This is a genomic window from Rhodanobacter sp. FW106-PBR-R2A-2-24, assembly GCF_058789615.1.
Genome location: NZ_JBYTBV010000002.1, coordinates 1017610 through 1032136, shown reverse-complemented (window position 1 = coordinate 1032136; position 14527 = coordinate 1017610). Strand labels below are relative to the sequence as shown.

Genomic DNA, 14527 nt, shown 5'->3' with positions numbered 1-14527 from the left:
CGCGGCGTTTTTCATGGGGCCGGCGCGGGGGCGCCGGCACGCAGTGAGGCGCGCGCCGCGCGCGTCTGCATGGCGACGCGCACCAGGTAGGCCACGATGGCGACGTTGCCGATGAGGGCGGCGAACTTGAGCCAGCCGAAGTGGCGCAGGGTCTCGAAAAGCTCGATGGGGATCAGCGAGGCGGTGGCGATCACGGTGAACCACTCGGCCCAATACTTGCCCATGAGCAGGCCCACGCCCTCGATGCCGAACAGTACGGCATAGCCCAGCGCCACCAGGCCCACCGCCACGAAGCGGGCCGGGCCGAAGGCCTGCAGCTCGTCGACCATGCGCCAGCGCAGCGCGCTGCTGCCGGTCAGCGGCAGGTGTTCTAGCCAGTGCACCAGCCGCTCGAAATTCTGCTGGTGCTCGAAGTGAAAGGCGGCGATGGCCACCAGCACCAGGCACAGCGTCTTGACGATCTCGTAGGCCGCGATCACGCGCAAACCGGCGCGATGGGGTGAGGCTGGCGGGGCGGCGGCAAGGGGCGCGGTCATGTCGAAGGCTGCAGGCAGGGCGCCCATTGTGGCAGCTGGCGGATGAACGGCGGTGCGCGGCGTCCGGGGCGCGTCAGGGCGCTGCGGCCGCCGTGCGACCGGCAGCGCGCGCGGCGTGTTCGCGCAGCCAGGCAATGAAGGCCTCGCCGTCCAGCGGCGGCGCCACCAGGTGGCCCTGCACGAGGTCGCAGCCCAGCGTGGCCAGGATGCCGCGCTGCTGCTGCGTCTCGACGCCTTCGGCGACCGTGGTCATGCCCAGGCGCCGGCCGACGTCGATGATGAAGCCGACCAGCGGATCGGTGGTGGTGGGCTGCAGCGAACGCACGAAGGAGCGGTCGATCTTGAGTTCGTCCAGCGGCAGTTGCTGCAGGTAGGCGAGCGAGGAGTAGCCCGTGCCGAAGTCGTCCAGCGAAAGCCGGAAGCCGAGCTCGGAGAGCCGCTGCAAGGTGCGCCGGGCGGCCTCGAAATCGTTGAGCAGCGCGCTTTCGGTCAGCTCCAGCGTGAGCGCGGCGGGAAGCACGCCGGCGCCTTCGAGCTGTCCGGCGAGCTGCTCGACGAAGGTCGGGTTGGCGAGCTGCCACGGGCTCACGTTCACCGACAGATGCCAGCCCGTATCCAGGCCGAGGCGGCGCCACCTGAGCAGTTGCTGGCAGGCCTGGGCGATGGCCCAGTGGCCCACCGCGTGGATCAGCCCGGTTTCCTCGGCAATCGGAATGAACACGTCCGGCGTGATTTCGCCAAGCACGGGGTGCCGCCAGCGCAGCAGCGCCTCGGCGCCCATCAGTCGGCCGGTCATGTCCAGCTGCGGCTGGAAATGCATCGCCAGCTCGCCGCGTTCCAGCGCCACGCGCAGGCCGCGCTCGAGTTCCAGCCGGGTGTCGGCGTCGTCCTGCATCTGCGGCTGGAACAGGCGTGCCGCCTGGCGGCCGGCGGCCTTGGCGCGGTACAGCGCGATGTCCGCGCGGCGCATGATGTCGGCGGCCCGCATGCCGGGCTCGGGAAAGGTGGCCACGCCGATGCTGGCACCCACCGCCAGCACGCGGCTGTCGATGGCCAGCGGCGGCAGCAGACAGGTGAGCAGGCCTTCGGCCACCGCGAGGCCGCGTGCGGCGGCGGCGGCGCTGGTGGCGTCCGTGGCGTCGAGCAGTATCGCGAACTCGTCGCCGCCCAGTCGCGCCACGGTGGTGCTGTCGGGCATCGCGGCCAGCATGCGGTCGGCGATGGCTTCGAGCACACGGTCGCCGACATGGTGGCCCAGTGAGTCGTTGATGGTCTTGAAGTTGTCCAGGTCGATCATCAGCGCGGCGCCGTGGCGGTCGGCCGGTTCCGCACTGGCGATCAGCTCGCAGAGCACGCCCAGCGCGCGCAAGCGGTTGGGCAGGCCGGTCAGGCTGTCGTGGAAGGCGGCGTGGCGCAAATCGAGTTCGGCCTGGTGGCGGGTGGCGGCCTCCTTGCGCAGCGCGTTGGCGCCGCGTTCGATCTGCACGGCGTGCGCGTGCATCTGGCCCATCAATGACAGCGCCATCAGCAGCACGAACGACAGGAAGGCGAACACATCGATGGCGGGATAGGGCTTGCCCAGCATGTTGACCATGACGGCCGTCCACAACAGGGCGACAAACTGCAACAACAGGCAGGTGCCCAGCAGTGCGCCGCGCAGCCGCTGGCCTGCGCGGTACTGGCGCGCCGCGCGATACAACGCCCACAGGAACACCGCGTAGCTCAGCCAGTAGAACAGGTGGCCGGCGACCGAGGCCGTGCCGTCGAGCATGTACAGCGACTCGCCCCACGGCAGGCGCAGCGGCGTGCCCGGGCGCAGGGCATCGTCCAGCACGGTGCCAGGCTCATGCAGGTTGAGCGCAAACAGCAGCAGGGTCACCAGCGCCGTGCCGACCAGCAGCGGACGCCGCACGGGGCGATGGGTATAGCTGGCCACGAACAGCATCAGCGCAGGGAAGGCCAGCAGCGATGCGCCGGTGGCGACGCGCAGGGCAAGCACAGCCTGTCCGAAGGCGTGCGCGTTGTAGACCATCGCGCGGGCGCAGGCCAGCGTGGCCACGCACAGGCTGAGCAGGGCAAAGGTCAGCGGGGTGCGGTCGTTTTTCTGGCGCAGGCCGATCAGCAGGAACTGGACGCCAGCCGCGAAGGCCACCACGGCGGTGGCCAGCAGCGCCAGGGTGAAGTACCCGAACGCTGTCGTACTCTCCACAGGCTGCATGTTGCGGTTGCCCTCGCGTCGACGCCGACGCCTCCCCGCACACAGGTTACGCCATGCGGGGGCGGGCGTGTGGGGACGCCCGCCCGAAGCCCGTGAACCATCACGTGTCGTGCGGCATGTTCCACCGACGTTTCCGGCAGACGGCACGGAGACGGCCGCGGGAAACGCGCCAGCGTTCAGATGACGGCCTCCAGCACCTTCGCCAGCCGTTTCGCCGACACCGCAGGCGCATGGCCTTGAGTGAAGCGGGCGACGGCATGGCGACTCCCACGGCGTCCCGCACGTGGGGCGGACAGGGAACGCGGTCACGGAACCTATCGGGTACTACGACGCATAGTGCAGTCTTGTGGTGGCTGCGCTAAGGTTCCTGCCACGCGTGAGAGGTAGTTCGTGGCCGCACAGTCATTGTGCGCGATTGGTCGAAGGGAGTTGACGCATGCGGCAGGGGAAATGGATCGTTGCCTTGGTTTTGCTGTTGGCCGCGCTGTCGGGTGGCTTGTACTTCGCCAACTGGCTCGTGTTGCGGCTGCTGGGCCTGCAGGGGGCGTCGCTGAGCTGGCACACCTACCTGGATTACATCCGTGTGCTGGATCTGCCGCAGGTGGCGGCCTACGTCGGCAGGATCAAGCTGGCCGGCGGCATTGGTTTTGGCGTGCCGCTGCTGGCGTGGCTGGTCTTGCTGATTCCGCTGTTCAGGCCCGGGGCACAGTCGCTGCATGGCGACGCCAGCCTGGCCAGCAGGGCCGACATCGGGAAGGCCGGCTTGTTCCGGCAAACCCCGCAAGGCATCCTCATCGGCAAGGTCAAGGGGCGCCACTTGTGGCTGAACGGGCCGCAGCACCTCGTCATGATCGCGCCGACGCGTTCTGGCAAGACGACCAGCGTCGCCATCCCCGTTCTGTGCACCTATGCGGACTCGATGGTCGTGCTGGATCTCAAGGGCGAATTGCGCAAGGCGACCAGCGGCCGGCGCCTGGCGATGGGGCAGCGCATCCACGTGTGGGCGCCCTACGACGAGCAAGGGCGTACCGATCGCTTCAATCCGTTCACCTTGCTGGATGGCATGGATGCGGGCAGGCGCCTTGGCGAGATCCAGACCATCGCCGCCATCCTCTATCCGGACGAGCCCGGCAAAGACCCCTTCTGGGCCAGTCAGTCGCGTGCGGCCTTCGTGGCCTTTGCCTCGTACCTGTTCGAGACGTGGGATCACCAACTGCATGAATGCCGGGGGCACGCCCTGCCCGACGCGCTGCACCCCAAGGCGAACACCGCGGAGAGCTTTCCCAGTTTCGAACGCATCCTGCGGTTCTCATCCGGTGCGCAAGGGGAGGGCACCCACGCGATGCTGCAAAAGATCATTGCGGCGCCGAAGGAGCATGCCTTCGTCAGCCCGCAGACGCGCACCACCTTCAGCAACCTTGCGGGCCTCGCCGAGCAGACCTTCTCCAGCGTTATTGCCACCATGCAGGCGCCGCTGCAACAGTTCCTCAACCCGATCCTGGCCGCCGCCACCAACGCCACGGACTTCGACATCACCCGCATCCGCCGGCAGCCCACCACGCTGTACGTGGATATCCCGACCAACAAGCTCGACGAAAGCAGCAAGCTGCTCAACATCTTCTTCAGCTGTGTGATCGGCAACAACCTGACGCGGCAGCTTGGTGACGAACCAGATCTGAAGCACCAGATGCTGATGCTCATGGATGAGTTCACCGCGATGGGCCGGGTGGATGTATGGGCCAAGCGCATCTCCATTTCCGCCAGCTACGGCGTGCGCGACCTGTGCATCGTGCAGAGTCGCGCGCAACTGCGCGGCACCTACGGCGACCACGACGCGCAGAACTTCATCACCAACCACGGTTGCCAGATCGTGTTCACTCCGCGCGAGCAGGCCGACGCGAACGAATACAGCGAAATGATGGGCTACAAGACCGTGCGCAGGCGCCATCGCAGCACCAGCAGTGGAAGCGGCACCAGCAGCGTCTCGGTCAACTACACGGAGGAGCGTCGCGCCTTGATGCTGCCGCAGGAGATCAAGGAACTTCCGGGCGACGACGAGCTGATCTTCATGGAAGGCTGCAAGCCGATCCGGGCGAAGAAGAACTGGTTCTTCAAGGACAAGACCTTCATCGCGTGGACGAAGCTGCCGCCGGTCGTGGTCGAGCCGCGGGTGCGGCGGCAGGCATCACCGTCGAATGCTGCGGACGAACATGAGGTGTCGCGGCCGGCATCGCCGCAGATGGCGGCCATGCTGGCGCAGTAAGGCGCGGATGGCTCTCGCGGCGCGCAGGCGCCAGCGTTGGAGGGAGGCATGCCTTGATCCGGGTGGACGAGGCAATGCCATAGGGCAATTCAATTTGGATTGAATGGAGGAGTATCCATGTTGCGCAAATTCTTGTTTTCGATACTGGCGGCAGGTCTTGTCTGTCCTTGTCTCGTTGCTGCCCCTGCCGCCGGACGCGATATTGCAGCCAAAGGGCCGCAACATGATGCCTCTGTACGGGCCGTTACCCCGATTTTCAGCCAGTTGCTGGCGATGAGCCTGCCGGCCGGGTTTGTTCCGTCGGATGAGCACATCAATGGACCGAGTTACCGGCAAGAAGCGGTGCCGAAGGGTGAAACCGTGGATGACTGGAGCCAGATGATCACCGTGACTGGCGCGCAGGGCATGACACAGCATCCGGGTGTCACCCCGAGCGGGATCGCGGCGGACTTAGGGGTCGGCTACCAAAGGGCGTGCCCGGAATCCTTTACCGGCGTGGGTGTCGAAGCGGTGCAGGTCGATGGCAATGATGCGTTCGTGGCGTTTCTAGGTTGTGGCGTGGCAGGGGAGCGCAAGGGCGCGCCCTACAGCGAATCCGCCATTATCCTGGTCGTCAAGGGGCTACAAGATTACTACACCGTTCAATGGGCTGTTCGTGGGGAGGCCTCTACAACACCCCTGGCCTTTGATCGCGCCGCCTGGTTGCAGCGCCTGAATCAGCTGGCGCCTATCGTGCTGTGTCGGAAGGTGGCAGGGGAAAAGGAGCCGTATCCGAGTTGTGTGGAGCGCAAGGTCGTGCAGCGGTTTTAGGCGGTCGTTGTGGAAACTCCTGCACGGGATGTCTTCGGGAGTGCGCGCCGGTTTGGGTTGCCGGCGCGCGGCCGACTGGCTACGGCAGCCCGTGCACACCATCGAGAGGCTGCATGCCATGAACCAAGCCCCGAACGACGCCAGCGACAATCCATTCCAACCCAAGGCACGCGGCGTGCGCGATCCGGCCTACGACGCGCAGCTGCTGCGTGAACTGGCGACGATCAACGCACGAACCGTCGCCAGCCTTGGCGCGCTGCCTGCCGGTGGTTTGCCGGTAACGCCAAAGCGCAAGCCGGATCTACCACGGCTGCCGTTGTCCTTGCCCTTCGGGGCAACCACCACCCGAGAGGATGACCCGATGAAACTGCACCAGCTTGCAGCGGCGGCCTTGCTGCCCCTGGCGATGGGTGGGTGCTCGCACACCATCGATGCCGGCAGTGCGAAAGCCACGTTTAATCCGCACCCGGTCAAACGCTATGAGGTGATTGCCACTTCCGACGCGCCGGGGCCGTGGGATTCGATTGAGGCCTATATCGGCTACGACGTCATCAACAAGAAATGCGTGCCGCAGGATTGGTTTACCGGTGCGCAGAACGTACCCAACACAGGCATCGACGTGGACATGGTTCGCGTCGGCGAAAACACATGGAAGGGTTATTTTTACAGGGACAAGCTGCAGGATGAGGACTACTTTGACATGGGCGTGTGCCACTGGGACGTCACAAGCGTCGGTATTTCGGCGGTGGCCCAAGGAGTCCGGTTCAACTGGGGGGATATGTTGGGGTCGCTTCTGCACGAAGGTACGTGGACAAGGTACTTCAAAAAGAGCGTGTACGGAAACCAATCCTTTGCACGCTCGGGAACACTGGATCTCGGTCCAACTGATCCCGAGGTGCTCCAGCGCCCCAGTAACTATTTCCGAACCACCATCACCGTCAAGGAAGCCACACCATGAGTGCTGCCGACCAAGTGCGCGCCGATGCCGCCAATGATTCGTACAATAATCGCCCGCATAGCGATGTAGTTCAGCAAAAATCCGTCGTACTGGATGGCAAAAAATACCAAGGGCCGTCTCAAACTCCACGTGCAACACCTTGCCGATTCTGACATAGGCTGTTGCGATGAGAACGTACAACGAACTGACCCTGGAAGAGCGAGTGGAGATTCAGCGCCGCTTGGAGGCGGGTGACAGCCTGCGTGCCATTGGCCGCTCGCTGGGACGTGCGACGAGCACGATCAGTCGCGAGCGCCGCCGGGCACGTGTCGACCCGGCGAACTACAAGGCGCAGGCGGCGCATCAGCGTAGTCGGGAATGCCGGAGCAAACCGCGCGTGACGCGAAAACTGGACGACCCTGCGCTGTGGGAAACCGTGCAGGCGCTGTTGCGGGCACGCTGGTCGCCGGAGCAGATCGCCGGGATACTGGCGAGGGCCTTTCCTGACGCGGCGAGCTATCGGGTGTCTCACGAAACGATCTACACCGCGGTGTACCTGGTGCCGCGCGGCGAACTGCGCAAGGAGTTGATCGACTGCCTGCGCCAAGGCCGCAGCACGCGCAAGCCACGCACGCGCGGGATGGATCGACGCGGCCAGATACCGAACATGCAGAGCATCCACGTACGTCCACCGGAAGTGGCGGATCGCTTGATTCCCGGACACTGGGAGGGCGACCTGATCAAGGGCGCCGGCAACCGTTCGTCCGTGGGGACACTGGTCGAACGCACCAGCGGCTTCGTGGTGCTGGCCAAGATGAGCAGCGCCAGCGCAGCCGACGTACTGGAGAGTTTTGGCAAGGCGCTGAAGAGCATCCCTGAAGCCTTGCGCAAGACGCTGACATACGACCAGGGTAAGGAGATGAGCTACCACGACGCCCTGACCTTGCGTACCGGCGTGCAGGTGTACTTCGCCGACCCGCACAGCCCCTGGCAGCGCGGCAGCAACGAGAACACCAATGGCCTGCTTCGACAGTACCTGCCCAAGGGCACCGACCTGTCGGTCTACAGCCAGGACGAGCTCAACCAGATCGCCCTCAGCCTCAACACCCGACCGCGAAAGCGTCATCAATTCCGTACCCCGCTGGAGGTCTACAACGACCACCTGAGGCTCGCCGAAGCAAGCGCCGGAACAATTCATTGATCATGTTGCACGTGGACCTTGAAACCGCCAAGTCTTCGGCTACGCCAACGACCCGTCCACCGGCTTCCATGCCACCGCCTATAAGAGCGTGTCAGAGCCTCACAACATCATCATCGCCTACCGCGGCACCGACCCTGGCTTGTTTTCGGGCGCGACCAAGGCCGACAAGGCCGCCCACGCGCTGACCACGCTGCAGGACATCGCGGTGGACGCCACCATGGTGCGCGACGCCGTCAATCCGCAAAAAGGCGACGCTGACGCTTTTACCCAGGCCATGATCGCCAAGGCCGAGCAGTTGGGAATCCCCATGGATCGCATCTTCGTCGCCGGCCATTCCCTTGGCGGCACGCTGGCGGAAATCGAGGCCGCGAAGTTCGGCCTCGCCGGCACCACCTTCAATGCCTACGGCGCCGAAGGCTTGACCGAAGGCCCGCCCGCGCCCGGCTGCCACCTCACCAACTACGTGCTGGCGAACGACGTGGTGAGCGCGGCCAATCGGCATATCGGCACGGTGGTGCCGCTGGCCAGCGCGGACGATCTGCAAAGCCTGCGCGCCGGGCGCTACCTGGAGGCGCCGCCAGGGTCGCCACCGCCCAACGCCCTGCTGGCGATGCGGCTGGATGACCACAGCGGCCAACACTTCTCCGGCGTGGACAGCGTGCTGGCCCCCGCCCGGTTGGCGCAGTACGCGCGGAACTCCGCGGAGCACAAGGACGCCATCGATCGCTACCGCAACGATGTGTACCACGAGCGCCACGAACTGGCCGCCGCCTTGCGCGAAACCCAGGGAAAAGGGCACGACCAGCAGGCGCACCTGCCACCCGATATCCAGCGGCAGGTAAACGAATACCTCGCCGTCCACACCGATCCACCCATCCGCCAGTCCATCGAGCAGAGCGCACTGCTACGCGGCGTCGAGCAGGGGCTCCAGCACGGCGCCATCGCGGTTCAAGCGGGCGGCCAATTCGTGCATGCGGTGGACGAGCGCGTCGCGGGCCTGGCACGCGAAGCAGGCGTCGTCGCCATGCCGTTGAACCCGGTGGCACCACTGGTCGGCGCCGCCGTCGGCGAAGCGGCCCACCTGCACGGGCGCGCCGCCGAGGCTGTGGGTCACCGCGTGGGCGACGGCCTGCACACGGCCGGGGAAACGGTCGAACGGAGCGCACACGGCCTGGCTGACGCGGCGGTGGCGATCACCCACGACCCGGGTGTCCAGGCCGGTGCGCTCGGCACCGCCAATCGCGTCATCGACACCTACGGCAACGCTCGCGTCGCGGATCTGGCCATCGACACGCTCGCCCACCCGGGACAGTGGCTGCACCACGGCGTGCCTGCGGATCAGGCACCAGAGCATGCGGTCGCAGCCCACGGCTACGCGCGCAATGACCCGCGCCACCCGGAAAACCCGGATCACGCCTTGTACAACGAATTGCACCGGCGCATCCCCGAAGCCTCCGAGAACCGGCTGCTGCAATGCACGGCAGCCTGCCATGTCAAGGGCATCACGCGCGAAAACCTGGAGTGGAGCCATCTCGACGAACGGAACCACGCCGTCGTGCTGGGCTCCGGCGGACTGATGCCACAGATGGCCACCGTCGATGTAAGCCATGCTTCGCCGCCGCCCGCGCAGTCGATCCAGCAGATACAGGACTTCGATGCGGGACAAGCGCTGTTCAGCCAGCACATCCAGCAGCAGCTTCAGCGGATCGACATGCAGGTATCGCCGGGACGGTGATGGACGGGTATCAGGCGGTCAAGCCTGCAAGGCAGGGCATCAGTGCCGCCAGTCACGCCGATAACGCGGCCAGCGCTTTGGCGAGGCGCTTGGCCGACACCGGCTCGGCGGTTTTCAGCTCCTGCGCGAACAGCGAGACGCGCCATTCCTCGATCAGCCAGCGCAGCTCGTCGAGGCCTTCGCTGCCGGCGGCGCGATGCTTCAGGAATTCGCGCCAGTAGGGCAGCACCTGCAGCATGCGCTGCTGATCCCTGGCCGGGTCCTGGTGCAGGCGCTCGCCGCGCAGGCGCATCGCCTTGAGGTAGCGCGGGTAGTGCGCCAGCCGCGCGCCGGGCAACTCGCGCAGGATGCCGGGGGCGAGCAGGGCGTCGAATTGTTCGCGCAGGTCGTCGTAGCTGGCGCGGGCGTAGCCCATGAGCGGCGGCGACAGCCAGGGACGCAGTTCGGCCTGCGCCTCGATGATGGGTTCGGCGAGTTTCAGCCGCTCGATGGCGCAGCCGAACAGCTCGCGCGCGGCTTGCGTGTGCAGCGCGGCGAAGGCGCCGGCGCTGCGTGCGTCGAGATCGAGTCGCGCCACGAGGTCGGCGAGGCCGCCTTCGACCAGATCCTCGCGCAAGGCCTCCATGCTGCCCAGCGGCGCGTATTTCAGCGCCAGCGGGTTGGCGATGGGCAGCCGGCGGCGCGCCTGTTTCAGGTCGCTGGCCAGCGCGTTGCGCAGCAGGCGCAGTACGCCGGCGACGTGGGCGGCGGCGGCTTCATCGCGACGTTCGAACACGCGCAGCGCCACGGCGTCGCCGAGATCGACCAAGGCGGGGAAGGCGACGAGGTTGCCCTTGGAGCGCACTTCGCGCGGGATCTCCTCGAAGTCCCAGGCGACGACGTCCTCGCGGGTGAGTTCCACGTCGGTTTTCTTCGAGAACGCCGCGCGCGCGCGGTTCTCCCATTCGGCGCGCAGCGCGGCGAGGTCGCGACCGGCGGCGAGGGTGCGACCGTCTTCGTCGTGCACGCGGTAGCGCATCAGGAAGTGCGGCGCGAGTTCCACGGTGGTGAATTCGGCCGCCTCGAAGGCCACGCCGGTGGCGCGCTTGAGGAAGGCGGCCAGCGCCTGCGCCAGCGGCTCATCGCGCGGCGTCTCGGCTTCGACGAAGGCACGCGCGAAATCCGGCGCGGGCACGAAGTTGCGGCGCAGCGCCTTGGGCAGGCCGCGGATCAGTTCGGCTGCCTTCTCCGCGAGCAGGCCCGGCACCAGCCATTCGCAGCGCGCGGTGGGCAGGGCGTTGAGCATCGCCAGCGGCAGGTGCAGGGTGACGCCGTCGGCCTCGTCGCCGGGCACGAAGCGGTATTCGAGGCGATAACGCTGCGCGGCTCCGCCCTTTGGCGCGAGCTCCAGTGTTGCGGGAAACGCCTTGGGATCGAGCCCGGCGCCGCCTGCCATCACGTCGTCCAGCGACCAGCGCAGCGCGGCCTGTTCGGCCGGGCGCGCGCGGCGATACCACGCATCCAGTGCGCGACTGGATGCGATGTCTTCCGGCAGCTTGCCGCGGAAGAAGTCGACCAGTTCGTCCTCGTGGCGGATCAGCCCTTCGCGACGCTGTTTCGCCTCGATGTCGACGGCTTCCTGCAGGATGCGCTGGTTCGCGCGCACGAAGTCGGCCTTCGCCTCGATGTCGCCGCGTGCCAGCGCCTCGCGCAGGAAGATCTCGTGGGCGAGGGCCGGATCCTGCTGCTGGAAGGTCACCGCGCGGCGCTCAACCAGGTTCAGGCCGAACAGGCTGACCTGCTCGTAGGCCACCACGCAGCCGCGCTTCTTCGACCAGTGCGCGTCGCGGCAGGACGACTTCAGCAGATGCGCGGCCTGCTGCTCGATCCACAACGGCTCGATGCGCGCGCACGTCATCGCCCACACCTTGCCGCCGATGTCGAGGATCTGCGCGGCGAACACCCAGTTGGGCTGCGACTTGGCCAGCGCCGAGCCGGGGAACACCTGGAACTTGCGCTCGCGCGTGCCCTGGTAGACGCCGCGCTCGTCCTTGCGGCCGACCTGCGTGGGCAGGCCCGCCAGGAGGCTGCGGTGGATCTTCTCAAAAAGAAGCGCAGCTTCTTTTTCAACAGTGACGGGCTCTTCGCGTTCGCTTCCTCTCCCCTTCGGGGAGAGGATTGAGGTGAGGGGTTGGGACTTGCGGGGTCTTTCTTGTGAAGCGCTCTTGCCCTTGTGTGCCTGCCGCGAAGCAGAAGCCCCCCTCACCCCAACCCTCTCCCCCGGCGCAGCCGGGGGAGAGGGAGTAGATGCATCGAGCTTCCAGCCAAGCTCCTGCACCACCAGCAGCAACTGCCGGTGCAGTTCGCGCCACTCGCGCATGCGCAGGAAGCTGAGGAAATGCCGCGAGCACCAGTCGCGCAGCTTCGACTGGGTCAGTTCCTCGTGCGCCGTGTGATACGCGCGCCACAGGTTCAGCACGCCGACGAAGTCGGACTTCGGATCGGCGAACGCTGCGTGCGCGGTATCGGCCTGTTGGCGTGCGTCAGCGGGGCGTTCGCGCGGGTCCTGGAGGCTGAGGAAGGACACGATCGTCAGCAGTTCGCGCAGGCCATCGAGCTGATGGGCTTCCACCAGCATGCGCGCCAGCTGCACATCGATCGGCAGCTTGGCCAGCGTGTGGCCGATGCGGGTGAGCGTGCGCGCGGCGTCGATGGCGCCGATCTCGGCGAGGCGGCGGTAGCCGTCGGCCACCACGCGCGGGTCGGGCGCGTCGAGGAAGGGGAAGTCGTCCACCTCGCCCAGCTTCAGCGCCAGCATGCGCAGGATCACGTTGGCCAGCGAGGAGCGCAGCAGTTCCGGGTCGGTGAATTCGCTGCGCGAGGCGAAGTCCGCCTCGTCGTACAGGCGGTAGCAGATGCCGGGCCCGATGCGGCCGCAGCGGCCCTTGCGCTGGTTGGCGGCGGCCTGCGAGACGCTTTCCACGTGCAGGCGTTCGAGCTGGCTGCGCTGGCTGTAGCGCTTCACCCGCGCGCTGCCGGTGTCGACCACGTAGCGGATGCGCGGCACGGTGAGCGAGGTTTCGGCCACGTTCGTCGCCAGCACCACGCGGCGCTTCGGGCCGGGCTTGAACACGCGATCCTGGTCGGCGGCGGAGAGCCGCGCGTACAGCGGCAGGATTTCCGTCTCGCGATACTGCCGACGCGACAACACGAGGTGCGCGTCGCGGATCTCGCGCTCGCCGGGCAGGAACACCAGCACGTCGCCGGGGCCGCCGCCGAGGCTGCGGTCGGCGACGATTTCATCCAGCACGGCGGCAATGTGTTCGGCGCTGCCTTGCTGCATGTTCGACCGCGGGGGCGCACTCTGCGCGCGATCGCTTTTTGTCCCGCTCGAAGTGCCAGCGCCATCACGCACCGGGTGCGCTCCTGCAGGCAGGTCGACCGGCCGCCAGCGCAGCTCCACCGGATACGCACGGCCTTCCACCGACACCACCGGCGCGCCGCCGAAGTGCTCGGCGAAGCGCGCGGTGTCGATGGTGGCCGAGGTGACGATGATCTTCAGCTGCGGGCGCCGGGCGGCGAGCCGCTTCAGGTAACCCAGCAGGAAATCGATGTTGAGGTTGCGCTCGTGCGCCTCGTCGATGATGAGCGTGTCGTAGTTGGCGAGCCACGGGTCGCCCTGCGTCTCGGCGAGCAGGATGCCGTCGGTCATGAACTTCACCAGGGTGCGCTCGCTCACCTGGTCGTTGAAGCGCACCTGGAAGCCCACCTGGTCGCCGATCCGCGTGCCCAGCTCCTCGGCCACGCGGTGCGCCACCGCACGCGCGGCGAGCCGGCGCGGTTGGGTGCAGCCGATCATGCCCGCTTCGCCACGGCCGGCGGCGAGGCAGAGTTTGGGAATCTGCGTGGTCTTGCCCGAGCCGGTTTCGCCGGCGATCACCACGATCTGGTGCGCGCGGATCAGCCTGACGATTTCCTCGCCGCGCGCGGTGATCGGCAGCGACTCGTCCAGCCGGATCGCCGGCTTGGCTTCGGCGCGTGCGCGGCGTTTGGCGGCCGAGCTTTCGATGTCGGCGGCCAATGCCGCCAGTTTCCCGTTGTCGGCATGCTTCGACAGCGCGCGCCAGCGCCCCAGCAGGCGGCCGAAGTCGCGGCTTGCGGTGTCGTCGAGCGCGCGGCGCAGCGCGTGCAGCGTGGCCTGGGGCGTCGGTGGATGGGTGGCGTCGTTCATGGAGCTGCGCATGATAACCGGGCATGACACCGGGCCCGATAGTTTCGGGCTATGGCCGGTATCGGAAGGATTCATTTCATCGGCGGCGCGCGATGCCGCAAGATCGTTCCACCCACCCCACGAGGAATCGCCCATGTCGCTCAATATCGGTATCGCCAAGCAGGGTCGCGTAGCGGTCGCCAAGCAGCTGTCCCGCTTGCTGGCCGACACGTACTCGCTTTACCTCAAGACCCACAGCTTCCACTGGAACGTCACCGGTCCGCAGTTCAACTCCCTGCATGCGATGTTCGAGGTGCAGTACAACGAGCTGTGGCTGGCGGCGGACGAGATCGCCGAGCGCATCCGCACGCTGGACGTGTTCGCGCCCGGCTCCTACAGCCAGTTCGCCAAACTCGGCTCGATCAAGGAGGAAACCGGCGTGCCGGCATGGGCGGCGATGGTGGCGCAACTGGTGGAAGGTCACGAAGCCTGCGCCGCCACCGCGCGCGACACCCTGAAGGCCGCCAACGCGGCGGGCGACGACGGCACCGCCGACATGGTCACCGGCCGCCTGATGGCGCACGAAAAGACCGCGTGGATGCTGCGCTCGCTGCTGCAGTAGTCAGAGGGTCGCCCGA

The 14527-nt window shown here is 66.8% G+C and carries 9 protein-coding genes and 1 pseudogene; 7 read left to right on the top strand and 3 right to left on the bottom strand.

All coding sequences use genetic code 11. The features are described from left to right. Positions 1-11 precede the first annotated feature (11 nt). Together AC3WQA_RS05930 and AC3WQA_RS05925 are read right to left on the bottom strand one after the other, a co-directional pair. Positions 12-536: a DUF2127 domain-containing protein gene (locus tag AC3WQA_RS05930; RefSeq protein WP_492674148.1), complete on the bottom strand. Its 525-nt coding sequence runs from the start codon at positions 534-536 to the stop codon at positions 12-14. Positions 537-609: 73 nt separating this feature from the next. Then, positions 610-2754, bottom strand: coding sequence for a putative bifunctional diguanylate cyclase/phosphodiesterase (locus AC3WQA_RS05925; protein ID WP_492674147.1), 2145 nt, complete (start codon positions 2752-2754; stop codon positions 610-612). 463 nt (positions 2755-3217) lie between these two features. On the opposite strand from AC3WQA_RS05925, the gene AC3WQA_RS05920 reads away from it, so the two are divergent. From AC3WQA_RS05920 to AC3WQA_RS05895, 6 genes and pseudogenes are all read left to right on the top strand, one after another. Further along, positions 3218-5017 carry a type IV secretory system conjugative DNA transfer family protein gene (locus AC3WQA_RS05920; protein WP_492674146.1) on the top strand — a complete coding sequence of 600 codons (1800 nt, stop codon included), beginning with the start codon at positions 3218-3220 and terminating at the stop codon, positions 5015-5017. A 117-nt stretch (positions 5018-5134) separates the two neighbouring features. Further along, on the top strand, positions 5135-5827 hold the full coding sequence (locus tag AC3WQA_RS05915; protein ID WP_492674145.1) for a hypothetical protein: 693 nt from the start codon (positions 5135-5137) through the stop codon (positions 5825-5827). A gap of 118 nt (positions 5828-5945) precedes the next feature. Continuing rightward, positions 5946-6785, top strand: coding sequence for a hypothetical protein (locus tag AC3WQA_RS05910; RefSeq protein ID WP_492674144.1), 840 nt, complete (start codon positions 5946-5948; stop codon positions 6783-6785). After that, entirely contained in the window at positions 6782-6937 is a 156-nt protein-coding gene (locus AC3WQA_RS05905) for a hypothetical protein (RefSeq protein ID WP_492674143.1), read from the top strand. Before AC3WQA_RS05910 ends, AC3WQA_RS05905 begins: the two co-directional genes overlap by 4 nt. Before the next feature lie 14 nt (positions 6938-6951). Next, positions 6952-7965, top strand: coding sequence for an IS30 family transposase (locus AC3WQA_RS05900; RefSeq protein WP_492673427.1), 1014 nt, complete (start codon positions 6952-6954; stop codon positions 7963-7965). A 61-nt stretch (positions 7966-8026) separates the two neighbouring features. Continuing rightward, a pseudogene (locus tag AC3WQA_RS05895) lies at positions 8027-9700 on the top strand (hypothetical protein); the annotation flags it as partial. Between the two features lie 52 nt (positions 9701-9752). Here AC3WQA_RS05895 and hrpA read toward each other — a convergent pair. Further along, on the bottom strand, positions 9753-13910 hold the full coding sequence (hrpA, locus tag AC3WQA_RS05890) for an ATP-dependent RNA helicase HrpA (protein WP_492674142.1): 4158 nt from the start codon (positions 13908-13910) through the stop codon (positions 9753-9755). Positions 13911-14043: 133 nt separating this feature from the next. On the opposite strand from hrpA, the gene AC3WQA_RS05885 reads away from it, so the two are divergent. Further along, positions 14044-14511 (top strand): Dps family protein, encoded by a 468-nt coding sequence (locus AC3WQA_RS05885; protein WP_492674141.1) that lies wholly within the window; start codon positions 14044-14046, stop codon positions 14509-14511. Positions 14512-14527: the final 16 nt, after the last annotated feature.

Excerpts from the sequence above, each read along its gene's own strand:
- AC3WQA_RS05930 (WP_492674148.1), bottom strand. The coding sequence starts at position 536 with ATGACCGCGCCCCTTGCCGCCGCCCCGCCAGCCTCACCCCATCGCGCC.
- AC3WQA_RS05925 (WP_492674147.1), bottom strand. The coding sequence starts at position 2,754 with ATGCAGCCTGTGGAGAGTACGACAGCGTTCGGGTACTTCACCCTGGCG.
- AC3WQA_RS05915 (WP_492674145.1), top strand. The coding sequence starts at position 5,135 with ATGTTGCGCAAATTCTTGTTTTCGATACTGGCGGCAGGTCTTGTCTGT.
- AC3WQA_RS05910 (WP_492674144.1), top strand. The coding sequence starts at position 5,946 with ATGAACCAAGCCCCGAACGACGCCAGCGACAATCCATTCCAACCCAAG.
- AC3WQA_RS05905 (WP_492674143.1), top strand. The coding sequence starts at position 6,782 with ATGAGTGCTGCCGACCAAGTGCGCGCCGATGCCGCCAATGATTCGTAC.
- AC3WQA_RS05900 (WP_492673427.1), top strand. The coding sequence starts at position 6,952 with ATGAGAACGTACAACGAACTGACCCTGGAAGAGCGAGTGGAGATTCAG.
- hrpA (WP_492674142.1), bottom strand. The coding sequence starts at position 13,910 with ATGAACGACGCCACCCATCCACCGACGCCCCAGGCCACGCTGCACGCG.
- AC3WQA_RS05885 (WP_492674141.1), top strand. The coding sequence starts at position 14,044 with ATGTCGCTCAATATCGGTATCGCCAAGCAGGGTCGCGTAGCGGTCGCC.